Annotated in this window: 13 protein-coding genes; 10 read left to right on the forward strand and 3 right to left on the reverse strand. The window is 65.5% G+C overall.

Translation table 11 applies throughout. From position 1 onward, the window contains the following. Nucleotides 1–20: 20 nt before the first annotated feature. The 6 genes from KI610_RS02210 (at nt 21) to KI610_RS02235 (ending at nt 10,037) form a co-directional block, all read left to right on the forward strand. Nucleotides 21–2,003, forward strand: coding sequence for an acyl CoA:acetate/3-ketoacid CoA transferase (locus KI610_RS02210; RefSeq protein WP_226498496.1), 1,983 nt, complete (start codon nt 21–23; stop codon nt 2,001–2,003). A gap of 83 nt (nt 2,004–2,086) precedes the next feature. Further along, nucleotides 2,087–3,226 (forward strand): efflux RND transporter periplasmic adaptor subunit, encoded by a 1,140-nt coding sequence (locus tag KI610_RS02215; RefSeq protein ID WP_226497066.1) that lies wholly within the window; start codon nt 2,087–2,089, stop codon nt 3,224–3,226. A 46-nt stretch (nt 3,227–3,272) separates the two neighbouring features. Beyond that, a complete protein-coding gene (locus tag KI610_RS02220) occupies nt 3,273–6,338 on the forward strand; it encodes an efflux RND transporter permease subunit (RefSeq protein WP_404827456.1) in 3,066 nt (1,021 codons plus the stop codon). Between the two features lie 45 nt (nt 6,339–6,383). Then, on the forward strand, nt 6,384–7,052 hold the full coding sequence (locus KI610_RS02225; protein ID WP_226497067.1) for a hypothetical protein: 669 nt from the start codon (nt 6,384–6,386) through the stop codon (nt 7,050–7,052). Nucleotides 7,053–7,224: 172 nt separating this feature from the next. Then, nucleotides 7,225–9,696 (forward strand): ATP-binding protein, encoded by a 2,472-nt coding sequence (locus KI610_RS02230; protein WP_226497068.1) that lies wholly within the window; start codon nt 7,225–7,227, stop codon nt 9,694–9,696. A gap of 71 nt (nt 9,697–9,767) precedes the next feature. Beyond that, nucleotides 9,768–10,037, forward strand: coding sequence for a hypothetical protein (locus tag KI610_RS02235; RefSeq protein ID WP_226497069.1), 270 nt, complete (start codon nt 9,768–9,770; stop codon nt 10,035–10,037). Nucleotides 10,038–10,054: 17 nt separating this feature from the next. On the opposite strand, the gene KI610_RS02240 is transcribed toward KI610_RS02235, so the two are convergent. Genes KI610_RS02240 through KI610_RS02250 form a run of 3 tightly spaced genes read right to left on the reverse strand, consistent with a single transcriptional unit; the run spans nt 10,055 to nt 17,453 of the window. Continuing rightward, complete coding sequence (locus KI610_RS02240) at nt 10,055–13,705, reverse strand: translocation/assembly module TamB domain-containing protein (RefSeq protein ID WP_226497070.1); 3,651 nt, start codon at nt 13,703–13,705, stop codon at nt 10,055–10,057. Nucleotide 13,706: 1 nt separating this feature from the next. Further along, a complete protein-coding gene (locus KI610_RS02245; RefSeq protein ID WP_226497071.1) occupies nt 13,707–15,386 on the reverse strand; it encodes an autotransporter assembly complex protein TamA in 1,680 nt (559 codons plus the stop codon). Between the two features lie 9 nt (nt 15,387–15,395). Further along, nucleotides 15,396–17,453, reverse strand: coding sequence for a site-specific recombinase (locus KI610_RS02250; protein WP_226497072.1), 2,058 nt, complete (start codon nt 17,451–17,453; stop codon nt 15,396–15,398). Between the two features lie 167 nt (nt 17,454–17,620). On the opposite strand from KI610_RS02250, the gene KI610_RS02255 reads away from it, so the two are divergent. The 4 genes from KI610_RS02255 to KI610_RS02270 are packed head-to-tail and all read left to right on the forward strand — an operon-like array spanning nt 17,621 to nt 24,022. After that, nucleotides 17,621–18,274 carry an OmpA family protein gene (locus KI610_RS02255; RefSeq protein ID WP_226497073.1) on the forward strand — a complete coding sequence of 218 codons (654 nt, stop codon included), beginning with the start codon at nt 17,621–17,623 and terminating at the stop codon, nt 18,272–18,274. 60 nt (nt 18,275–18,334) lie between these two features. Continuing rightward, nucleotides 18,335–20,524, forward strand: a complete 2,190-nt coding sequence (locus KI610_RS02260; protein WP_226497074.1) for a patatin-like phospholipase family protein — start codon at nt 18,335–18,337, stop codon at nt 20,522–20,524. A 48-nt stretch (nt 20,525–20,572) separates the two neighbouring features. Next, entirely contained in the window at nt 20,573–21,325 is a 753-nt protein-coding gene (locus KI610_RS02265; protein ID WP_226497075.1) for a ComEA family DNA-binding protein, read from the forward strand. Between the two features lie 27 nt (nt 21,326–21,352). Next, nucleotides 21,353–24,022, forward strand: coding sequence for a PD-(D/E)XK nuclease family protein (locus KI610_RS02270; protein WP_226497076.1), 2,670 nt, complete (start codon nt 21,353–21,355; stop codon nt 24,020–24,022). Nucleotides 24,023–24,028 lie beyond the last annotated feature (6 nt).

Below are 24,028 nucleotides of genomic sequence, written 5' to 3' on the forward strand. Positions count from 1 at the left end.
TGACGGCACCCCAGCACCCGATGACCGCGGCCTTGCGGGCGAGTGACGCCGGCAAGGTGGTTTCCGCCCGCGACGCCGTGCGCCTGATTCGCGATGGCGACACGGTGGCGACGGGTGGTTTCGTCGGCATCGGCTTTGCCGAGAACATCGCCGTGGCGCTCGAGCAGCGTTTTCTCGAGAGCCAGGCGGCGGACATTCATGGCCAAGGCAGCCCGCGCAACCTGACCCTGGTCTATGCGGCCGGGCAGGGCGATGGCAAGGATAGAGGCCTCAACCATCTGGGCCATGACGGCCTGGTTGGCAAGGTCATCGGCGGCCACTGGGGGCTGGTGCCCAAGCTGCAGGAACTGGCGGTGAGCAATCGCATCGCGGCCTACAACCTGCCGCAGGGTGTCATCACGCATCTGTTCCGCGACATCGCGGCGGGCAAGCCGGGAACGATCACGCGCATCGGGCTGGGCACCTTCGTCGATCCGCGTTTCGGCGGCGGCAAGCTCAACGACAAAACGACGGCCGATCTGGTCCGCATCATGGAAATCGACGGCGAGGAGTACCTGTTCTACAAGGCCTTCCCTATCCACGTCGGCATCATCCGTGGCACGACGGCTGATCCGGACGGCAACATCACCATGGAGCGCGAGGCGCTGACGCTGGAGGCGCAGGCAATCGCCATGGCGGCGCGCAATTCGGGGGGCATCGTCATTGCCCAGGTCGAGCGCATCGCCGAGCGCGGCACGCTGAACCCGCGGCAGGTCAAGGTGCCGGGCATTCTGGTCGATTGCGTGGTGGTTGCCGAAAAGCCGGAATACCACATGCAGACCTTCATCGAGCCGTACAGCGCGGCCTTCGCCGGCGAAATCAAGGTGCCGATGTCGGCCATCGCGCCGATGCCGATGAGCGAGCGCAAGATCATCGCCCGGCGGGCGGCCATGGAGCTCAAGGCCAACGCCGTGGTCAATCTCGGCATCGGCATGCCGGAAGGCGTTGCCAACGTCGCCACCGAGGAACGCATCATCGATCTGCTGACGCTGACCGCCGAACCCGGCGTCATCGGCGGCGTGCCGGCCGGCGGCCTGAGTTTCGGCGCGGCGACCAACGCCCAGGCCATCATCGACCAGCCCAGCCAGTTCGATTTCTACGACGGCGGCGGGCTGGATATCACCTTCCTCGGGCTGGCCCAGGCCGACAAGCAGGGCAATCTCAACGTCTCCAAGTTTGGCCCGCGGCTGGCCGGGGCGGGCGGTTTCATCAACATTTCGCAGAGCGCCAAGAAGGTCGTTTTTGTCGGCACTTTCACGGCCGGCAACCTCGATGTCACGGTCGACGGGGAAAAACTGCGAATTTTGGAAGACGGCAAGGCCATCAAGTTCGTCGATGAAGTCGAGCACCGCACCTTCAGCGGCCCCGAGGCAGCGCGGCGTGGCAAGGAAGTCATCTACATCACCGAGCGCTGCGTTTTCAAGCTGACGGCGGCCGGGCTGGAACTGACCGAAATCGCGCCGGGCGTCGATCTGCAAAAGGACATCCTCGCGCGCATGGCTTTTCGCCCGATCATCAACGGCGAGCCGGCCTTGATGGATGCCCGCATCTTCCGCGACGAGCCGATGGGCATCCGGCCGGAAATGCTTGAGGTGCCGATGGCCGAGCGCCTGACTTACGACGCCGGACAAAACCTGTTTTTCCTTGATTTCTCAGGGCTCAACGTGCGCAGCGCCGATGACATCGGGCGCATCGAGACGGCGGTCGAGTCCGCCCTGGCGCCCATCGGCCACAAGGTCAACGCCATCGTCAATTACGACCGTTTCAGCATCCTGCCCGAGTTGATCGACGACTACATCGCCATGGTCAAGGGCGTCGTCGACCGGCATTACCACGACGTGACGCGCTACACCTCGAGCACCTTCCTGCGCATGAAACTGGGCGAGGCGCTGGAAAAACGCCAGATCGCCGCCCGCCTCAGCGCCACCGCAGAACAGGCTCGGGAGCAGCTGGCAAAGCCTTGATGACCTTGGGGTCATTAATTGGCTGACATGCCGGCGAGGCAAGGTATCATTCCCGGATTGCTGCGGTCGACACAGGTTTTCGCATGAAAAATAACTCTTCTGGCCCGCTTGCCGGGCGCAAGCTCCGCGTGGTGCTGCCCATCGCGGCCGTCGTTGTCGGCGCTGCCTATTTCATGTCGCGTCCGGATGGCGCCACGCCGGCGCCGGCCGCCGATCCGGCCAAGGCGACGAGCCGACCGGCGCTGACCGTCAGCCTGACCTCCCCGCAGAAACTCGACTGGCCGCTGGTGTTGCCGGCGAACGGCAACGTCGTCGCCTGGCAGGAAGCCGTGATCGGCGCCGAGATCGCCAATTACCGGATTACAGAAGTACGCGTCCAGGTTGGCGACAAGGTCAAAAAGGGTCAGGTGCTGGCGCGCATCGCCAGCGATACCGTGGCCAGCGAACAGGCAGAGGCGCAGGCGTCGGTGGCTGAACTCGAAGCCAGCGCCGCCGAGGCCAAAGGCAATGCCGAGCGGGCGAAGGAGCTCAAGGAAAAGGGCTTCTACAGCTCGCAACTGAACACCCAGTACCAGACGGCGCAGAACACGGCGCAGGCCAGGCTGGCCGCGGCCCGCGCCCGGCAGCAAGCGGCCGATCTCAAGATGGCCAAGACCGGCGTGCTGGCGCCCGACGATGGCGTGATTTCGGCGCGCAGCGCGACGGTCGGTTCGCTGACCCAGAACGGGCAGGAGCTGTTTCGCCTGATCCGCGGCGGCCGGCTGGAATGGCGGGCCGAAGTGCCGTCGGCCGATCTCGGCAAGGTCAAGGCCGGCGTCGTGGCGGTTCTTACTGCGCCGGGCGGCGAGACGGTCAAGGGCACGGTGCGCGCCGTATCGCCGAGCGTCGATCCGCAAACGCGCAACGGGCTGGTTTATGTCGATCTGCCGGCGACGTCGGCGGTGCGGGCCGGCATGTTCGCGCGTGGTGAGTTCGCGCTGGCGCAAAGCCCGGCGCTGACCCTGCCGCAAGGGGCGGTGGTGCTGCGCGAAGGCTTTGCCTACGTCTTCCGCATGGAAGGCGAGGATCGCGTGGCGCAGGCCAAGGTCGAACTTGGCCGTCGCGTCGGCGAGCGCGTCGAAATCGTTGCCGGGCTGGCCCCCGAGGCGCGCGTGGTGGCGACCGGCGCCGGCTTCCTGGCCGATGGCGACGTCGTCAAGGTGGTGGATGGGATTTCAAAATGAGCCTTTTTTTCCGGTTGACCGTGGGAATGGCCAGCGAGGGCGTGCCGTGCTGAACGTTTCGTCGTGGTCGATCCGCAATCCGACGCCGGCCATCCTGCTTTTCGTCCTCCTGACGCTGGCTGGCATCATGGGCTTCAAGGCCATGAAGATCCAGCAGTTCATGGACATCGAACTGCCCATGGTGATCGTCACCGCCAGCCTGCCCGGCGCGGCGCCAGCCCAGATGGAAACCGAAGTGGCGCGCAAGATCGAGAATTCGGTGGCGACCCTGCAGGGCATCAAGCACATTTACACCAAGGCGCAGGACGGCACGGCGACCGTGACGGTCGAGTTCCGCCTCGAAAAGCCGCTGCAGGAAGCGGTCGACGACGTGCGCGATGCCGTCTCGCGCATCCGCTCCGACCTGCCGGGTGACCTGCGCGACCCGGTGATCAGCAAGATGAACGTCTCCGGCGCACCGATCCTGACCTACACCGTGGCGTCGAGCCGGATGGACGACGAGGCGCTGTCGTGGTTCGTCGATAACACCGTCAGCAAGGCCATCCTCTCGGCGCGCGGCGTTGGTGCCGTGTCGCGGGTCGGCGGTGTGGCGCGCGAAATCCGCATCGAACTCGATCCGGCAAAAATGCTGGCGCTCAACGTGACGGCCGCCGACATTTCGCGCCAGCTCAAGCAGATCCAGCAGGACGCCTCGGGCGGCCGGGCCGACGTCGGCGGCATCGAACAATCGGTGCGCACCATCGCCACCGTGCAGCGCGCCGATGAACTGGGCGCCATGGATATCGTGCTCTCCGACGGCCGGCGCATACGCCTCGACCAGGTGGCGACGATCAGCGATACCGTCGGTGAACAGCGCACCGCCGCTTTGCTCAACGGCAAACCGGTCGTCGGCTTCGAGATCACGCGCAGCAAGGGCGCCGGCGAGGTCGAGGTGGCCGACAGCGTCAAGGTCGTCCTCGACAAGCTCAAGGCCGCGCATCCCGACATCGAAATTACCGAAGCCTTCAATTTCGTCGATCCCGTCATCGAAAACTATGAAGGCTCGATGAAGCTGCTGGTCGAAGGTGCGCTGCTCGCCGTGCTCGTCGTCTGGCTCTTCCTGCGCGATGGCCGGGCCACCTTCGTTTCGGCCGCGGCCTTGCCGCTGTCGGCCATCCCGACCTTCGCCGTGATGTACCTCATGGGCTTCACGCTCAATGTCGTGACCCTGCTCTCGATGTCGCTGGTGGTCGGTATCCTGGTCGATGACGCCATCGTCGAAATCGAAAACATCATGCGCCACCTGCGCATGGGCAAAACGCCCTACCAGGCGGCCATGGAAGCGGCTGACGAAATCGGTCTGGCCGTCATCGCCACCACCTTCACGCTGATCGCCGTCTTCCTGCCGACCGCCTTCATGGGCGGCATCGCCGGCAAATTTTTTGTGCAATTCGGGTGGACCGCTGCCGTTGCCGTCTTCTTCTCGCTCGTCGTCGCCCGCATGCTGACGCCGATGATGGCCGCCTACATCCTGCGCCCAGTCACGCACGACGAACCGATGCCGCGCTGGTTGAAATACTACGAAGGCTGGGCGACGTGGTGCCTCAAGCACCGCATCATGACCCTGCTCGCGACTGCGGTCTTCTTCGTCGGCTCCTTCATGCTCGTCCCCCTGTTGCCGACCGGCTTCGTCCCGGCCGACGACGTGTCGCAAACGCAGATCTACCTCTCCCTGCCGCCCGGCGCGACGCTCAAGGAATCGGTCGCCGTTGCCGAACAGGCGCGCCACATTGCCGAGGCCAACCAGCACGTCAAGCTCGTCTACACCGCGGTTGGCGGAGGCAAGGCCGGCAGCGATCCGTTCGCCGCGGCCGGTGCCGCCGAGGTCCGCAAGTCCACGCTGACCCTCAACCTGACCCCGCGCAGCGAGCGTTCGGGGACCAGTAAACTGGTCATCGAGGACCAGTTGCGCGAGGCGCTGACAGTCATCCCCGGCGCCCAGATCAAGGTCGGCCTGGCCTCCGGCAACGCCAAGTACGTCCTCGTCCTGGCCAGCGAAAACGGCCCGTTGCTGTCCGAACACGCCCGCCTCGTCGAGCGCGACCTGCGCACCATCCCCGGCATCGGCAACATCACGACGACGGCCAGCCTGGTCCGTCCGGAACTGGTCATCCGCCCCGATTTCGCCCGCATGGCCGACCTCGGCGTGACCTCGGCCGCCATCGCCGACACGCTGCGCATCGCCACGGCCGGCGACTACGACCAGGGCCTGGCCAAGCTCAACCTGACCCAGCGCCAGGTGCCCATCGTCGTCAAGCTGCCGCCTGAAGCGCGCACCGACCTCGCCCTGCTCGAACGCCTGACCGTGCCCGGCAAGCACGGCCCGGTCATGCTCGCCAACGTGGCCACGCTGAGCATTGCCGGCGGTCCGGCCGAGATCGACCGCTATGACCGCCTGCGCAACATCAATTTCGAAATCGAGCTCAACGGCCAGCCGCTCGGCGAAGTCGAGGCCAATGCGCTCAAGCTGCCGAGCCTGACCAAGCTGCCGCCCGGCGTCATCCAGACCACGGTCGGCGATGCCGAGGCGATGGGCGAACTGTTCGCCAGCTTCGCCCTGGCCATGGCCACCGGCGTGCTCTGCATCTACATCGTGCTGGTTTTGCTCTTCAAGGATTTCGTCCAGCCGGTGACCATCCTCGCTGCCCTCGTGCTCTCCGTGCCGGGCGCTTTCCTGGCCCTGTTCGTGACGCACACGGCGTTGTCGATGCCGTCGATGATCGGCCTCATCATGCTCATGGGCATCGCCACCAAGAACTCCATCCTGCTCATCGATTACGTCGTGCTGGCCCGTCGCGAGCATGGGCTGGATCGCTGGCATGCGCTGCTCGACGCCTGCCGCAAGCGGGCCCGGCCCATCGTCATGACCACCGTCGCCATGGGCGCCGGCATGATGCCCATTGCCCTGGGCATCGGCACCGACCCGAGCTTCCGCGCCCCGATGGCCATCGTCGTCATCGGCGGCCTGATCACCTCGACCTTCCTGAGCCTGCTCGTCATCCCCGTGGTGTTTACCTACGTCGACGACCTCATCGTGCTGGTGCGGGCGCGCCTCGGCCTCAAGCCGCATTGAACCGGACGGCGCCGGGCGGGGTCCCAACCAGCAAGGAGTAAAAAGATGAGCAAAAACAGATTTCTGCCAGCCGCGCTGCTGGCCGCCACGGTATTGACCACGGGCTGTGTCGTGACGCCCGACCCCTATTACGACCGCCCGGTGCGCGTTGCGCCACCGCCACCCCGCCACGAATACCCGGGCTACGCACCTTACGCCGACTACGTCTGGATATCCGGCTACTGGGGCTGGGGCGGCGCCCGCTATGAGTGGTTCCCCGGGCGTTGGGAAGCACCACGCCACGGCCATGTGTGGGTGCCGCATCGCTGGGAACGCAACGGCGATCACTGGCGCCAGTCGGGTGGCCGCTGGGAGCAGGACCACCGCCCGCGCCCGGCGCCGCGCATCGATGTGCAGCCCGCGCCGCGCTACGAGCGCGACAACACGCCACCGCGTCGCGAGTGGGGCGGCGATTCCCGGCCAACTCCGCCTCCTGAGCGCGAACATCGTTCCCGCTACGAACAGCGCGAGGGCGGGCACCAACCCGAGGTCAACCCGGGCATCCGTCACGAGCAGGGCAGTGTCCAGCGTCAGGAAAGCCGGCCCGCTCCGGCCATGGCGCCGGCCGCGGCCCCGGCAGCACAGCCCGGCCAGATGCGGCGCGAGGAGCGCCCACATGGCGAACGCAAGGATGATTCGCGCGGCAAGCGTCGCCAGCCTGGAGATGATCGCTAAGCCTGTTGTTCAGTGCCGATTGAGCTAGTCGACTATTGACTTTGGTCATGGTCGAGGCGAGCATCGCGCTCCTTATTTATCTGCCGGCGCGGCGCGGTTTGCCTGCCTGGTCAGATAGAGCGACGGACTGCACCCGGTGGTGAGCGAAATTCCTGGAAAAAAATACTCTGCTTTGTCACTCCGGCCGCAACTCTGGCTGATGCTGGTGTTCGGCCTGGGGCTGGTGTGGGCGATGGTCTGGTATGAACTGGACCGTAGCCGGGCCGGTTATCTGCGCGAGGTCGAGAATTCGACCCGCTTTCAGTCCCAGGCCTTTGCCGAGAGTGTGTTTTCTGCCATCAAGCGCCTCGATCAGATGCTGCTTGACCTGCGCACCCATTGGGACGGACACCCCGAGCGCTTTGCCGAGCAGATAAAACGTCGCCAGCAATACATGGACGACATTGCCTTTCAGGTTGCCGTCATCGACGCCGATGGCTGGATGGCGTACTCCAATCTGGCGGTCGCCACGGATCGCGTCTTTCTTGGCGAGCGCGAGCATTTTCGCGTGCATCTGGATGGCCGCGACCGGCTTTTCATCAGCAAGCCGGTCAAGGGCAAGGTATCCGGCAAATGGTCGATCCAGTTCACCCGGCCGATCATCATTGACGGACGCTTGCGCGGGGTTCTGGTCGCTTCGGTCAGTCCCGGTTCGGTCGCCGCCTATAGCGAAAAAATTGCCCGGGACGCGACCAGTACCGTCGTCGCCGATAGCGGCGAAGTCATCGCGCGCGAACCGGATTTCTCAGGCGCCATGGGTTTGAAGATTGTCGGGGCGCCCTATCTCCAGGCCGATGCCCCACTTTCGGGAAGCTTCAAGCGAGTGGCCCAGGTGGACGGCGTCGAGCGGATCTACGGCTTTTACCGGCTGCCGGCCTACGGCCTGAGTTTTGTCATCGGGCATGCTGTCGAACAGGTGCTGACACCCTTCTTCAGCCATCGCCGGGTCGTCTTGAGTTCGGCGGCCGGGGTCAGCATCGTATTCGTCGCCTTCATGCTGTTTCTTTTCCGTTCGCTGGCTCTGCGGGCTGACATGGGCAGGCGCCTGCACGATAGCCAGGCCATGCTCGCTTCGGCCGTCGATACCATCGGCGAGGCCTTCGTCATTTACGACCAGGACGACCGTCTGGCCTATTTCAACGAGCAGTATCGCCAGTACTACCTGAGCTCGGCTGATCTGCTCGTTCGCGGCAAAGCGTTTGAGGAGATTATCCGGAAAGGTGCTGAACGTGGGCAGTACCAGGAAGCCATCGGCCGGGTTGACGAATGGGTCGCCGAACGTCTGGCGGCGCATCGCAGCGGCAATACGGAGATCATTCAGCAGCTTGATGACGGCCGCTGGCTGCGGATTCTCGAGCGGCGGACGCCGGAAGGTTTCACGGTCGGTTTTCGTATCGACGTGACCGAGCTTTACGCCGCCAAGGAGGCGGCCGAGGCGGCCAACCAGGCCAAGAGCAGCTTCCTGGCCATGATGTCGCATGAAATCCGCACACCGATGAACGGCATCCTGGGCATGGCGCAACTGCTGTTGATGCCTGGGGTGGCGATTGAAGAGCGCAATGATTATGCGCGCACCATCCTCAATTCCGGCCAGACCCTGATGGCCCTGCTCAACGATGTGCTCGACCTTTCCAAGATCGAGGCCGGCAAGCTGGCGTTGTCCGATGCCGTCTTCGACCCGAAACAGCTCGTCGACGAAACCGTCATGCTTTTTTCCGGGCCGGTCCATGACAAGGCGCTCGAGGTTCGTGCCAGCTGGCGGGGCGATGCTGGCGCGCGCTACCGGGCTGACCCGATCCGGCTGCGCCAGATGTTGTCGAATCTGGTCAGCAACGCCGTCAAATTCACGGCGCAGGGTTTTGTCGATGTCGAGGCGGCCGAGATCAGTCGTGACGAGCGCGGGGCGATCCTCGAATTTTCCGTTCGTGACAGCGGCATCGGTATTACGTCCGGCCAGCAGTCACAGCTATTCCAGCCCTTTATGCAGGCCGACAGTTCGACCACCCGCGAATTTGGCGGCACCGGCCTCGGCCTGTCCATCGTCCGCCGGTTGGCCGAAATGATGGGCGGCGAAGTCGGCGTCGAGAGCCAGGCCGGGCTGGGGGCACGCTTCTGGTTCCGGATTCGCGCCGGGATCGTCGGGGCCGGCGAGGAGCGCCGTCAGTCGCCTCGCGGCCAGAGCCCGGAGGCGCTGGCCGAGCCGGCATCCAGCCCGCTGTGTCGGGTGCTGGTCGCCGAGGACAACCTGGTGAACCGGAAAGTGGTCAGCGCCATGCTCCAGAAACAGGGCTTCGCTGTCGACAACGCCGAGAATGGCCTGGAAGCACTCAACGCCATTACCAGCGGCCTGCGTCCGGATCTGATTCTGATGGACGTCCAGATGCCGATCATGGACGGTCTGGAGGCGACCCGCCTGATTCGTGAGTGGGAGAGTGAAAGGGGTTTGCCGCACCGGCCCATCGTCGCGTTGAGCGCCGCGGCATTTGCCGAAGATCAGCAACGCTGCACGCTGTCCGGGATGGACGATTTCCTCGCCAAGCCGATCAATCATCCCGAATTGCTGGGCATGATCGGCAAGTGGACGGGGCATCTTCGGGCTCATTGATACCGAGCGTGAAATATGTCACTGGCCCAAAAAAGGGAGGGCGTTAACTTGGAGCCATGGAGGATTCAGTCATGGCAATTACTGCAAACGTAGCGTTTTTCAAAAGTGAATTTGTCGCCGAACTGAGCGATGGGCGACATGTCGAGCGCCATGACTGGCGCGAAATGGCCAAGGCGCTCCACGAACTGGGCATCGCCAGCAACGATGTGGCGTACGAGTGGCATAACGGCCAGCGCATGATCACGGCCGGTCAGCAGGTGGCCCTGAAGGCCGAGATCAATCGCCTGACGCAACTTGCCGCCAAGGCCAGGCCGGCGCGGCCGCGGATCGTCGCAGCATGATCGCGCGCTATCTCGCGTCAGTCCTTCTTGACGACGGGCTTTTCTTCTGTGCGCCCGAAGGTCAGCGTGTAGAAGATGTCCAGCGCGTTGTCGCTGCCGGCGCGGCCAATGACAGCGATTTGTCGGGTCAGGTTGACGGTGAGCTTGACGATGCCTTCGGCACGACCCAGCGTCTGCTCGTAGGAAACAAGCGCGTTTGACGTCAGGCGTTTGCCGACGCTGAGGATCTGCTGGCCGGTCGTCCCGGCTGTGCTGATGCTGTTGCCGCCGGCCACCCGACTGACTGGCTGACGCCCGCCGGTGTCGCCGATATTGCCCTGACGAAGGCCGAATTCGTCGAATCCAAAGGTCTTTTTCAACTGCTGGACAACATTCCCCGAATCGTTGCCGAGCAGGCCGCCGGCTGCCGAGAAAAGCAGCGTCGCGTCGCCGGCACCCATCTGTTCCGGGCCGTGGCCAAGGACCAGCCAGGCGAGTTTTTCGGCATCGGGCAGTTCCGGGTCGGAGATCAGCTTGATGACCGGCCGTTGCGCCGAGCCGCTGATCTGCACGCCGGGTTCGACCGATAGCCCCTTGCGCACGGCGCGGACGTCGAGGCCGGGATTGTCGAGCAGGCCATTGAAACTCAGGATGCCGCGTTCGATCTCCAGTTTCTGACCATAGGCTTCGTAGCGGCCGCTGCGCGCCCGGATCGTGCCGCTGGCCCGCGGCAGGTCGCGGCCATGGGCGGTTATGCGGATATCACCGACCAGTCGGCTGGACAGGCCGGCGCCGTTGAACAGGAAATTGCGGCCAAGGTCGGTGCTGACGTCGAGCTCGAGTTTCGGGCGCAGGCTGGCCGCCGGCTTTTTACTGCCCGGGCGCTTGACCACGACGTCGTCGGACAGTCGCGGCGTGCCGCTGGGGGCGAGTTGCCAGTAGCCGGCATCGACGGCCAGTTTGCCGACGGCGCCGAGCGTGCCGTCTTTGAGGCTGAGCCGGCCGTTGCCGGAAACGGCGACCCACTGGTCGGGGAGCTGGAAAGCGCCGAGGCGGTCGAGTTTGATGTCGAGGAAGGCGTTTTCGCCGGCACTTCCACGGTCAACCCGAATTTCGCCCGAAATTTCAAGTCGCCCCGGCTTGGCCGTTAGTGCCGTCAGGTCGTCACGCGCCTCGAGGCGGATCGCCCGGGGCATGGGCCGGAGCAGGCTGTCGAAGCCGAGGCGGTTGATGTGCAGCAGGTTGTCGCGCAGATCGACATCGAGTTCGCCGCGCGCCAGGTTGAGGCCTTGTGCGGGCAGGCGCAGGGCCAGGTTCTCGCCGCGGAAACGGCCGCTGCTCAGCGGCACGGCGGGCGTCCCGGCCAGTTGCAGTTCGCCGTTGAGGCGGCCCTCGCTCTGCCAGCCGTCGCCGATCAGCTCGGCCAGCCAGCCGAGGTCGGCGATGTCGGTTTTGAGCCGGCCTTGCCAGCGTGCCTGCTGGTCGAGCGACCAGGCGCCGAGCATGGCGGCGTTGAGTTCGCCATCGACCCGGCCGATCCGGCTGCCCTTGGCGCTTAGCGTGGCGTGCAGGTGTCTGGCGTCGGCGCCCGCTTGCAGCGTGGCTTGCCAGTCGAGCGGATCGCCGACGAACTGGGCCGGGCCAAAGTTCCAGCCAGCGCCGGCCAGCTTGATCGGGGCCGGCGCGGCAAGGTGGAAATTGCGCGACTTGTCGGTGCTGTTCATTTTTGCTTCGAGCAGGCGGCCTTGCCACTGGCTGAAGTTGCTGCTCAAACCGCCGTCGACGGCCATGCTCAGCAGATTCTTGCCGGCCACCTCGGCGCTGGCCGTCAGGCTGTGCGCCTGGTTGGTGCCGGCGCCGTGCAGGCGGATGTTGCGCAGCAGGCCGGGCTGGTCCGGGGTGTCGAGGGCGGCGATGGCGAGATCGAGGCTTAGCGGCGAGCCAAGCTCGCCGCCGCCGTCGGCCTTCAGGCTGAGGCCGGTGAGGCGGGCGACGCCGGGTTTGCCGATTTTGGCGGCGTTCAACTGGCCGGCGATTTTCGGTTGTTGCGCCGAGCCGGTCAGATCGAGCCGGCCGGTGATGCCGCCGTCGAGGCCGTAGGCGGCGAGTTGCTGGGCGTCGAGGTCGACGACCACGGTGTCGCCGGGCTGGCCGAAAGACCCCTTGGCCGTCAGGTGGTTGGCGCCGGAAACGAGCTGGATATCGATGCCAGGAATGCGTGGCCAGGCGATGGCGAGCTTGCCCTGGCCGCTCAGCGGCTGGTTGGCGACCCGGCTGTCTTTTAGCGTGAAGCTGGCGTCGACCACAGCCCGTGGGTCGAGCCGGCCGGCGGCCTTGAAGCTGGCATTGATTTGCGCCGCCGGTACTTTGGCGAAGCGGCTCGGGTCGAATCGTTGCAGTTCGCCTTCGGCCGTGAAGGCGCGCGGCGTTTTGAGGTCGAGTTCGGCCTTGGCGCTCAGGCGGGCATCGCCAGCGGAGAGTTGCAGTTGCGGCAGGTCGATGCGCTGGTCGGCGTGGCTGGCCTCAGCGAGCAGGGCGTAGGTGGCATCCTTGAGGTCGAGCTTGAGTTGCTGGCGGTCGGCGCCGAGCTGACTTGAAATTGGGCCGTTTAATCGGGTTGACCGTAGCGTTGAGACGATTTGCGCAGCGTCGAGTCGGCTGGCGGTCAGCGCCAGTTTCAGGGCGCCGTCGCGCCACTCGCCGCTGCCGTCGAGTTCGCTGCTGCCGGGCAGGGCTGCATGCAGGGTGGCGAATTTGGCGCTGCTGCCCTGCCAGTCGACGGTGCCGGCCAGCGTGGCGAGCGGCAGGCGCTGGCGGTCGAGGGGGCCGGGCTGGTGGTTGGTCAGACCGAAGCTACCGACGATGCCATCGCCTTGCGGCGCGATGTCGGCGGTGATGCTGAGCCGTGCCTGCGGCGCGCCGGGCTGCCAGGTGGCCGGGTCGATGTCTTCAAGCAGGAGTCGGGCGCTGGCGAAAGCGGCGTCGGCGAACGGCGTGAGCGCGACCTCGGCCGTGCCGGCGACGCCTTGGGTGGCGACGGCGGTCAGCGCGATGCGCTCGAGCGGGCCGTTGGCGGTCAGCGCCAGGGCAAGTGGGCGCTCGTCGAGCTGGCCGGAAATCTCGGCGCTGGCGGCGAGCGGCATGGGGGCGAGGCCGTCGAGGCTGGCGCTGCCCGTGATGGCGATGCCGCCGGTCAGGGCATGGACGTCTGCAAGCTGGTGCTGGCGACCGTCGCTGCTGAAGCTGGCGGCGAGGTCGGTGGCGGTGAAGCCGTCGCCGATGCTCAATTTCAAAATTGCGACTTTTTTCGCGTTGACCGTGACAGGCAACTGCAGATCGGTCGGTGGCGGCGTCGGCGTGTCGCTCGGGGTGGTGACGATGTTCAGGGCGGCGATGCTCAGTTCGGCGATGTCCAGACTGCCGTGCAGGAGCGCTGACGGCGTCCAGTCGAGGTGGATTTGCTTTGCCTCGATTTGCTGCTTGGCGCCTTGCCAGCGCAGTTGGCCGATGTCCATGTTGCCGAGCAGGCGGCCGCTGGCTTGTTCGATCTGCAACTGGCCGGCGGTAGCGCTTTGGGCCAGGCCGATGGCGGTTTGCAGACCGCTTTCGCTGGTCGTCAGCCAGCCGAGTCCGCCGATGACGGTGGCGCTGGCGAGGAGGAGGGAGAACAGGCGGGGGCGGCGATTCATGTCAGAACGGGATGGCCAGCGAGAAGTGCAGGTGCACTTCCTGGTTGCGTTCGCCGTAGGCCAGATCGACGCCAATCGGCCCGGCCGGGCTGCGCCAGCGGGCGCCAAGGCCGGCGCCGACGGCGAGGCGGATGTCCTGCAGGGAATCGACCGCATCGCCGGCGTCGACGAAGGCGGCGATGCCCCAGCTTTCGTCGAGCCAGTGAGTGAATTCGGCGCTGGCGATGGCCAGGTAGCGGCCGCCGACGATGGCGCTGCCTTCGCGGACGCCGAGGCTCTGGTAGGCGTAGCCGCGCACCGAACCGGCGCCGCCGGTGCGGAACAGGTAATCCTGCGGGATGTGCTGGCGCGAATCGGCGAAGGTGTAACCGATTTCGCCGCGCAGATTGAGCGTGTCGGCGCGGCCGAGCGGGATGTAGTGCTGGACGCGGCTGTGCAGGCGGATGAAGTTCTGGTCGGAGAGCGCGGCCTTGGCGCCGCCGCCGATCTGGACCTGGATGACGGTGCCGTCACGCGGGTCGAGCAGGTTGTCGATGTGGCGCCAGGTCCACACGCCGTTGGGGACCAGCGCCCGCGCCGTTTGCGGGCTGGCGCCGCTGGCTTCGCGCTTTTCCTCCTGCCAGTTGAGCGACAGCCGCTGTTCGACGATGCCGCGTTGCTGCACGGTCTGCGCGCCAAAGGCGTAGCGCTCGGTTTTGAGGCCCTGGATGTTGGCCGCTTCGGCCATGATGCCGACGCTGTGCCGGCGGTTGCGCTCGTCGGGCGGCAGGAAGACGTCGCTGTAGGCGGTCTGTCTTTTCTGCTCGAAACGCAGGCCGCTATCGAGCGCCCAGCCGCGGCCGAGCAGGTTGGGCGTGTGGTAGTTCACCTCGACGCGGGCACCGGTGTTGGAACTGGCGCCGGCGCCGAAGGAAACACGGTGCGGCGAACGCTCGCGGACGCGGACGAGGACGGGCGCCGTCGCCGTGCCGTCCTCATTGACCACGGCCGCCTCGCGGTCGAGCGTGGTCTGCACCGAGGAAAAGTAGGGCGTAGCTTGCAGCGTGCCCTGCAGCGCGTTGAGCCGGTCTTCGCGGTAGGGCTGGCCGGGCTGCACGGCGCGGTTGTAGCGCGCGATGAGGTCGGGCGGGTAGTTTTCCAGGCCCTCGACGCGAATGCTGCCGAAACGGTAGCGCGGGCCGGCGTCGTAATGGGCTTGCAGGTCGGCGCGGTGCGTTTCGGCGTCGATGCTGGCTTCGCTGTCGACCAGTTTGGCGTCGGCGTGTTCGACAGCCAGCAGGTCGGCGAGGATCTGCTGCTTGGCGTCGTTCCAGTCGGCTTGCCGGAAGGGCTGGCCGACTGGCAGGCCCCAGCCGGCGATGAGGTCCGATTTCGTTTTTGGCTCAATTTTCCCGTCGACCGTGACATTGACGCTGGCGATGGTCGTTCGTGGCCCGGGATCGAGGTTCAGCGTCAGGCCATCATCGTTTTCAGTGAAATTGAATTCCGGCGAAAAATAGCCTTCGGTGGCAAGGATTTCGCTCAGTTGCCCCTGCAAACGGCTAGTGTTGCCGGCTTCTTCCGGCAACCACGGCGCCAGCAGTTCGCTGATCTCGTCCGGCGCCTGCACAGTCAGCTCGCCGGCCATCAGCGGCGTGGCGATGGCGAGCAGAAAAAGGAGTGGCAGGCGGCGGGTAATCACGCCGGCATTTTACGCGCTGGCAGCGGCTTGGCGCGGCGGCAGCAGGAAACTGCGCGGTTGTCTGAGCAGGCGGCTCCCCAGAACGTTCAGCAACGGCCCCCAATGTTCGAAAATGATGCCGCGGGCGCGCATGGCGGTGCGCAGGGCGAGCGCGAAGCTGACGGCGAGGTTGGTGAAGCCGATGGCGGCGATGCCGAAGGCGGCCCAGGCGATGGCCTTGAGCGGCAACGCGAACTGGAAACCGACCAGGGCGTAGCCGAGGTTGGCCGAAGCGAAGGCGATGTGGCGGATGTCGAGCGGCAGGCCGAGGATGGTGCCGATGACGCCGGTCGAGCCGAGCATGCAGCCGAACAGGAAGTTGCCCATGATGCCGCCCAGGCGTTCCTGGATGTAGTTGCCGAAGCGCCCGGCGCGCTCGCGGCCGGCCAGCGCCTGCAGCCAGCGCAGGCGGGCGATGCGCGGGCCGATGTCGGCGTAGGCGGCGCGGTTGTCGAAATAGCCTGTGATCAGGCCGGACAGGAAGAGGTAGAAACCGGCGATGGCGGCGTGCGGCAGCGCCCAGGACAGCGGGTCGAGATCGGCGATGAGATGGGCGCCCTTGTCGATGCTGATCAGCGGTTCGCCGGCCCAGTAGCTCAGGCCGAAACCGACGGCGATGGCGACGGGCAGGGCGACCATGACGTTGCCGGCAATGGCGGCGAGCTGGCTGCGGCTGACGGCAGCGGCGACGTCGACCAGCCGCTCGAGATCGGCGCTGCGCGTCGGCTTGATGTCGCCGAGCAGGCCGGCCAGCGTCTGCGCCGTCATCGCCGGCTGCTTGGTGGCGACCGTCATGCCGAGCAGGAAAATGATGACGAAGCCAAGACCGTAAATCATGCTGAACAGGAAAGCTTCGCCGAACAGCGGCGTTTGCAGTGCGGCGGCCTTGATCTTGAGCAGCGCCATGAGGCCGATGATGACGCCGGCGCCTGCGGCCGAACGCCACATCTTGCGGTAGTCGGTCGGTGTGTCGCAGATGTAATGCTCGCCCGAGCGGGCGGCGTTTTCGGTGACCCGCACGGCGAGCAGGCGGGAGAGCTGGGCGACGTAAAAACGCAGGCTGTTGCGGCGGTTTTCGGCGAGAAAGGCGGCGTGGGCGAATTCGCCCCAGGACTGGATGGCTTCGCCGCGGGTGGTCGATAGCTGGCTGGTGGTGAGGATGGCGGCAAGATCGCGCAGGCGTTCCAGACTTTGCTCGGCGCGCGTCAATAGATAGGAAAGATGGAGGCTGGTGCCGACAGTGAGCGCCCGCTTGCGGATGCGTTCCAGGGTGTTCTGGCACTGGTCGGCGATGACCAGTAGCTGGCTGCCGTCGTCGGCAACCTGCTCGGGATCGCTGAGCGCGGCGCGGAAGGAATTGACGAAATCGAGCGCCTCGGCCGAGAGGGCGACGAAGCTCGGCGTGTCATCGTCGAGATTGGGTGAGGCGCGCATCAGTTCGTTTTCGATGCCGAGGCCGCTGACCCGGTGGGCGAGCAATAGCACGGCGTCGAGCATCTGCTCCTGGATGCGGTGCCAGTCGACATTGCGCAGTTCCTCGGCCGGAGCGAGCAGGGACCAGAAACGTTGCGAGGCGTCGGCCGGGATGGCTTCGAGCCAGCGCCAGTCGTCGGTCTGGTCGTAGATGACGTGCAGGCAGTCCTTGAGCCGGCGCTCGTCGGGGACTTCCGGCAACAGATGGCTGCCGAGGATGCGCCACCATTCCGAGAAAAAGCCGGTGCCCGGCAGCACGCCACTTTCGGTGAAGAAGGTGACGAGCCGGCGGGTGGCGATGAAATGCACAACGTGGCTGCGAAAGGCGGCGAGCAAGGCCGGATCGGACTCGAGTTGGTCGAGCATGAACTGGTAACGTTCGGGCGATCCGCCGTCGCGCCGGTTTTGCGGGCGCAATTCGGCGACCAGCCGGCGCATTAGTTCCAGCGTATCGGCTTCGGGATCGCGAAAGCGGTTCAGCGCATCGACCAGCGGGTCGCCAACCTGGGGTGCCTGGCCAAACAGCCAGAGAAAGAAGGCCTGGATTTTTGTCATATTTTTTTGGCTCCGGGGTGCCTGTCGGGGTGTCGGACAGGCCCATGGTAACGGACATAAAGCCGCGTCACCATGGGCGACAAGTGGTTGAAATGTGACGATTCGTAATAGAATTGGATGGTTTCAAAATAATCCTCCATCCTAATTACTACATCGGGACTGCCAATATGAATATCATCAAAAAATCCCTGGTTCTGGCCCTGCTGGCCGGTATCGGTTTTACTGCTGTTGCCCAGGAACGTGTCTATCTGATCGACGGCCGTGACGTCGTTGCCAAGTCCGGTTTCGGCCTGTGCTGGCGCGATGGCTACTGGACCCCGGCCGCTGCTGCCGCCGACAAGGCCGGTTGCGAATGCGACAAGGATCTGCTGCCGAAGGAAGCCTGTGAGCCGAAGGCTGCCGCCAAGCCCGCCATGCCTGCTGCCACCGGCGTCAAGCCGTCCGGCGAGAAGATCACCGTCGCTGCTGACGCCCTGTTCGACTTCAACAAGGCTGTCCTGCGTCCGGCCGGCAAGGCCAAGCTTGACGAGCTGGTCTCCAAGGCCAAGGCCATCAAGCTTGAAGTGATCCTGGCCGTTGGCCACACCGACCGTATCGGTGGCGATGGCTACAACCAGAAGCTGTCCGAGAAGCGCGCTGCCGCCGTCAAGGAATACCTGGTTGCCAAGGGCATCGAAGCCAACCGTGTTTACACCGAAGGCAAGGGCGAGAAGCAGCCGGTTACCGGCGACAAGTGCAAGGGCAATGCCAAGACCAAGGCCCTGATCGACTGCCTGCAGCCGGATCGTCGCGTTGATATCGAAGTCATCGGCACCAAGTAATCGGCCGACGCTTCACGAACAGCCCTGCTTCGGCGGGGCTTTTTTTTGCATGAAGGATTGATGTTGCCGACACGCCGCCTTGCTACCGTTTTCATTTTTGGCCTTTTTTTCCAGTTGACCGTGGCGATGGCCGCTGATGCCGCCCGGCCGCGCATCGGCCTGGTTTTGGGCGGCGGCGGGGCGCGCGGGGCGGCGCACATCGGCGTGCTGGAGGTCTTGCAGAAGCAGCGCGTGCCGATCGATTGTGTGGCAGGGACGAGCATGGGGGCGCTCATCGCCGGCGCCTGGGCGGCCGGCATGTCGCCGGAAAAGATGCGCGAGGCGCTGGCCGCGGCGGACTGGGCGGACATTTTTGTCGACAACCCCGAATACGCCGAGATGAGCTATCGCAACAAGCTGGTCTCGCGGCGCTACCTGCCCGGCTCGGAGAGCGGGGTTTCGGCCAACGGCGTGGCCTACCAGGCAGGCGTCGTCTCCGGACAGAAGATCAAGTTGTTCTTCAACCAGCTCGTGCGGGCCAATCAGGGCGAACGCAATATCGAGGATCTGCCCTTGCCGCTGTCGATCATCGCCACCGACATCGGCACCGGCGAGCGCGTGGTTTTCCGCGATGGTGCGCTGACCACGGCGATGCGCGCCAGCATGTCGGTGCCCGGCCTGCTCGCCCCGGTCGATCATCAGGGCCGCAAGCTGGTCGATGGCGGCCTCGTCGACAACCTGCCGATTGCCGAAGTGCGCGAACGCTGTCAGGCCGACGTGGTGATCGCCGTCAATGTCGGCTCGCCGCTGCTCAAGGCCGAGGAGGTCGGCTCTTTGCTCACCGTGTCGACGCAGATGGTCGGCATCCTGACCGAGCAGAACGTCAGCCGTTCGCTGGCCACGCTCAAGCCAACCGACATCTACATCCAGCCCGAACTCAACGGCATCACGGCGGCCGATTTCACGAAGCATGCCGAGGCCGCCGCCAGCGGTCGTGCCGCGACTGAAGCCGCCGCCGCAAAACTGGCCCGGCTGTCGGCTAGCGAATCGGCCTATGCCACGTGGTGGCAGGGCATCGAAGTCAGCCGGCGGGCCTCGCCGCGCATCGACGACATCGAGATCGTCGGGCTCGACAAGGTCAATCCGGGGGCCATCGAGCGCTACCTCAGCGTGCAGTCGGGCGAAACCATCCGCCCCTCGGTTATCAACCGCGACCTGTTGCGCATGTATGGCGACGGCTATTACGAGAGCGTCGATTACACCGTCTTCAGCCAGCGCGAGCGCAACATCCTGCGCATCATGCCCATCGAAAAGCGCTGGGGGCCGGACTACGCGCGTTTCGCCGTCAATCTGCAGGCCGACAACAGCCAGGGGTCGAACTTCGGCCTGCGTGCCGCCTATCACCAGACCTGGCTCAACCGGCTGGGTGGCGAGATGATCTACCACGGCGAAATCGGCTCGACCAACCGCCTCGGCGTCAATTACTACCAGCCGCTCGACGCCCGCCAGCGCATCTTTTTCGAAGGCACGGCCGGCGTCGGCCAGACGCGGCTCAATGTCTACGAAAACGACAAGCGCATCGCCCAGTACCGCGACAGCGAAACCGGCTTCGGCGCCCACCTCGGCGCCAATGTCGGTCTGCTCGGCCCGGTTCGTCTGGGCTGGGTGCAGCGCCACCGCTATTTCGATCTCGACATCGGCGACCCCTCGCTGCCCAAGGCCGACAAGAGCTTTGCCGGCTGGCGGGCCAGCCTCGATTTCGACCAGTTCGACCGCATGCACTTCCCGACCCGCGGCTGGGCGGCGCAGCTGTCGTGGTTCGAGTCGCCCGCCAACAAATATGCACGAGCCGATGCCGACCTGCGCGGCGCCTACGCCTTCGGCGGTACCGTATTCAACGCCCGGCTGCGCTACACCGGCTCGCCGCGCGGCAACCTGCCGGTTTACGACGCCGGCACGCTGGGCGGCTTCCTCAACCTGACGGCTTTCGCCCCGAACCAGATCATCGGCGACGACATCCGCTACCTCGGCGTGCGCGGCGAGCAGATCATCGGCCGCCTGCCGCTCGGCCTGCGTGGCGACATGCGCATCGGCCTCGCCCTCGAAGCGGCCAAGGTCGGCTCGCGCTACTCGGAATCGAATCGGGTCGGCCTGCTCGACTCGACCGCCTTGTATGTCGGCGGCGAAACGCCGTTCGGGCCGGCCTATGTCGGCTTTGGCTACTCGACGAGCGGCGTCTCCAACCTCTTCCTGTTTGTCGGGACGCCCTGATTACACGGCAAATGGCATACTGAACGACTCATCTTCCGGGAGAAAAGCATGAAATCACGTTTTCTGATGTTCGCCTTGGCGGCTCTGCTCTGCGTCGGCCAGGCCCTGGCCCGGGTCAACGTCAACACCGCCACCGCCGAAGAGCTGCAGACCCTGAATGGCATCGGGCCGGTACGGGCCCAGTTGATCATCGACTATCGCCGCGAGAACGGGCCGTTCAAGACCCTCGACGATCTGCGGAAAATTCCCGAGCTACGCGGCGCGGTTGCCGAGGGCTTGAAAGGCCGGATTACCTACACCGGCCCAACCAAGATTTCGGGCGCCGAGCCCGATAACAAGAGCGAAAGCCGCAAAGCCGAACGCGCTTCTCCGGCCAGCCCATCGGTTCAGCCGGCGAAACCCAAAGCCTTGCCGCCGCCAAAGTCAGTTGCCAAACCGCTCGCCAAGCCAGCCGAGCAAGCAGCGCAGCCCGCCGCGCCGGCGCCGATGAACGTGGCCAAGCCCGCCAGCCCCGCATCCCCGGCCAGACCGGCGATGCCCGGCAAATCCGCCAGCGAGAACAAGCCGGTTACGGCCGCGCCGTCGGCAGAAGAGAAAGCACCCGCCGCGCTTGCCCCGGCTCGCCCCGCCATGCCCGGCAAGCCGGCCGCTCCGGCCTCGGTTCCGGCCAAACCAGCCGCTTCCGAAGCCAAGTCTGCCGCACCGGCCAAGCCGGCGTCACCTGTCGCCAAACCGGCCGGCCCGGCTATGCCCGGCGCGCCGGCCAAACCCGCCAGCCCGGCGCAGCCAGCTGCGTACTGATAACAGTGGAGAAATATCGAGGCCCGTTTGAGCGATAGCCTTTACCTCTGCGCGACGACCCGCCTCGCCCAAACCCTGCGCGGCGAGTTGCCGGCCGAGCAGGCCGTCTGGCGCACCCGGCAGGCGCTGACGCTCGGCCAGTGGTTTGCCACACTGGCCGACGAGGGGCTGCTCAGCGGCATCGCCGACCTGCCCGTCGGGCTCGACGCTTTCTCCGAACGTCTGCTCTGGGAAAAAGTCATTGCTGCCTCACTGACCGAAGCGGCGCCGCTCTTCGATATTCAGGGCATGGCCGCCTCGGCCGCCGAAGCGCAGGCGCTGGCTCGGGTCTGGAAAATCAGGGCGGACGGCAGCGAATTGTCTGACGAGGCGAAACTGTTCATCGGCTGGCAGGCGGAATTCGACAAACGCTGCCGGAGCAATGGCTGGATCGACCCGGCCGGTCTGCAAAGGCAGGTCATCGAACTGATCGCCGGCGGCCATTTCGCCCTGCCGGAAAGCATTGTCTTCGTTGGCTTCGACCGCTACACGCCACTCGAACGCGACCTCATGGTGGCGCTGACGGGGCGCGGAGTCACATTTCAAAATCAGCCAAAATTTCCGGTTGACCGTAGCAATCAGAAAATCGTCGCCTGTGCCGACGGCGATGCCGAGTGTGCCGCCGTGGTCGCCTGGGTGCAGGCACAGCGGGCCGAAAACCCGGCTGTCCGCCTCGGTATCGTGGCGCCCGATCTGGCCGGTGTGCGCGACCGGCTCGAATTCCTGCTCGACGATGCCCTGCATCCGGCGCTGATTCGTCCCGATGCGGCCGAAGTGCCGCGCGCTTTCAATTTCTCGCTCGGCCGGGCGCTGGCCGATCTGCCGCTCATTCGCGTTGCGCTGGATCTGCTGGCCCTGGGTAGCGGCCGGGCCAAGGTCGAGCAAAGTCGTTTGTCGGCCTTGTTGCTGGCCGGCGGCTGGTCGGCCGCCGACGGCGAGGCCGATGGCCGGGCCAGGCTCGATGCCGCCTTGCGCCGCGATCTGCCTTATTTCACGACCCTGCCGGCCTTGGTCCGCCTGGCCCGGCGACTGGCAGAAAGCGAAGCGCCGCTCTGTCCGCAAACGGTGGCTGCCCTCGATGCCTTTGCCGAAACCGCGACTGCAGCCAGCCGCAAGCTGCCCCCCGGGCAATGGGCCGCAGTCTTTCGCAACTGCCTCAAAGCCGCCGGCTGGCCCGGTGACCGGCCGTTGTCCAGCCACGAATTCCAGGCCCGCCGCGCTTTTGGCGAAGTGCTAGATGGTTTCGGTCGGCTCGACGGCCTGCTCGGGTCGCTGGCCTTTGCCGAGGCTGTCCGCCGCCTGTCGCAACTCTGTCGCCAACGCCTGTTCCAGCCCGAAACGCGCGGCCGGCCGGCGATCCAGGTGCTCGGCGTGCTCGAAAGCGCCGGCCTCGATTTCGATGCCCTGTGGGTCATGGGCATGAACGACGACCTGTGGCCGCCGCCGCCACGCCCCAATCCGCTCCTGCCGGCTGAATTGCTGCGGGCGGCAGGGGCAGCGCATGCCAGCGCAGAGGTCGAACTCGATTTCGCCCAGCGCGTCCATGCCCGGCTCTCCCTGTCGGCGCCGGAAGTGACTTTCTCGTTCGCGCAGGCCGACGGCAATCGCGTTTTGCGGCCGAGTCCGCTCATCGCCGGGATTCCGCTCGCCGCGGATGCTTCGGCCGAGGTCATGACGCTGGCCCGGCAGATGGCCGGCGAGTCGGCGTCAGCGCTTGAACTGATCGACGACGCCATGGCTCCGCCGGTCGGCGAAGGCGAAAAAGTTTCCGGCGGCAGTTGGGTCCTGCGCGCCCAAGCGATTTGCCCGGCCTGGGCCTACTTCCAGTACCGCCTCGGCGGCGAGGCTATGGACGAGCCGGTCGAAGGCCTCGACCCGGCCGCTCGCGGTACGCTCCTGCACGAAGCGCTGGAAGCTTTCTGGACAGCCGTAAAGTCATCCGACGCGCTGGCCGCCCTGAGTGAATCGAGCCGCCAGCAAACCATTGCCGAAGCCGTCACCAAGGCCCTGGATACCTTCGAGCTCGACCGCCGCATTACCTTGCCAGCCCGTTTCCGCGAACTCGAAGCGGCGCGTCTGGCGAAATTGGTGGATGTATGGCTGCAGGTCGAGGCCAAGCGAGGCCTGAGTTTTGACGTCATCGCCTGCGAAGCGCCGGCCGAAGTCGAGATCGAGGGCATCAAGGTCAAGATGATCGTCGACCGCATCGACCAGCTGGCCGACGGCCGGCAGGTCATCATCGACTACAAGACCGGCGCCGCCGTCGATACCAAAAACTGGGCCGAGCAGCGCATCACCGAGCCGCAATTGCCGATTTACGCCGCGCTGGTCAATGAAGACGTCGCCGCCGTCGTCTTCGCCAAGGTTCTGCTCGACAAGCCGGCCTTCGCCGGTGTCGCCGACGAAAAGGACATCCTGCCCGGCGTTCAGGGCATCGGCGACGACAAGCAGAAAATCTTCGATCCGGCCGAATTTCCGGACTGGATCGCCGTCATCACCCACTGGCGCGAACGGCTGCACGCCGTGGCCAAAGAGGTCAAGCAGGGCCGGGCCGGCGTTGTCTTTGCCGACGAAAAGAGCCTGCAATATTGCGAGGTCTTGCCGCTGCTCAGACTGCCGGAAAGGCGTCGTCTGCTGGCCGCGGCGCAGGCCGGTTAGCGAGGG

Source organism: Ferribacterium limneticum (assembly GCF_020510565.1).
Taxonomy (GTDB): domain Bacteria; phylum Pseudomonadota; class Gammaproteobacteria; order Burkholderiales; family Rhodocyclaceae; genus Azonexus; species Azonexus limneticus_B.

Coding starts and splice junctions, on each gene's coding strand:
- KI610_RS02250 (WP_226497072.1), bottom strand. CDS start 17,453: ATGACAAAAATCCAGGCCTTCTTTCTCTGGCTGTTTGGCCAGGCACCC.
- KI610_RS02265 (WP_226497075.1), top strand. CDS start 20,573: ATGAAATCACGTTTTCTGATGTTCGCCTTGGCGGCTCTGCTCTGCGTC.
- KI610_RS02255 (WP_226497073.1), top strand. CDS start 17,621: ATGAATATCATCAAAAAATCCCTGGTTCTGGCCCTGCTGGCCGGTATC.
- KI610_RS02215 (WP_226497066.1), top strand. CDS start 2,087: ATGAAAAATAACTCTTCTGGCCCGCTTGCCGGGCGCAAGCTCCGCGTG.
- KI610_RS02225 (WP_226497067.1), top strand. CDS start 6,384: ATGAGCAAAAACAGATTTCTGCCAGCCGCGCTGCTGGCCGCCACGGTA.
- KI610_RS02235 (WP_226497069.1), top strand. CDS start 9,768: ATGGCAATTACTGCAAACGTAGCGTTTTTCAAAAGTGAATTTGTCGCC.
- KI610_RS02210 (WP_226498496.1), top strand. CDS start 21: ATGACCGCGGCCTTGCGGGCGAGTGACGCCGGCAAGGTGGTTTCCGCC.
- KI610_RS02260 (WP_226497074.1), top strand. CDS start 18,335: ATGTTGCCGACACGCCGCCTTGCTACCGTTTTCATTTTTGGCCTTTTT.
- KI610_RS02240 (WP_226497070.1), bottom strand. CDS start 13,705: ATGAATCGCCGCCCCCGCCTGTTCTCCCTCCTCCTCGCCAGCGCCACC.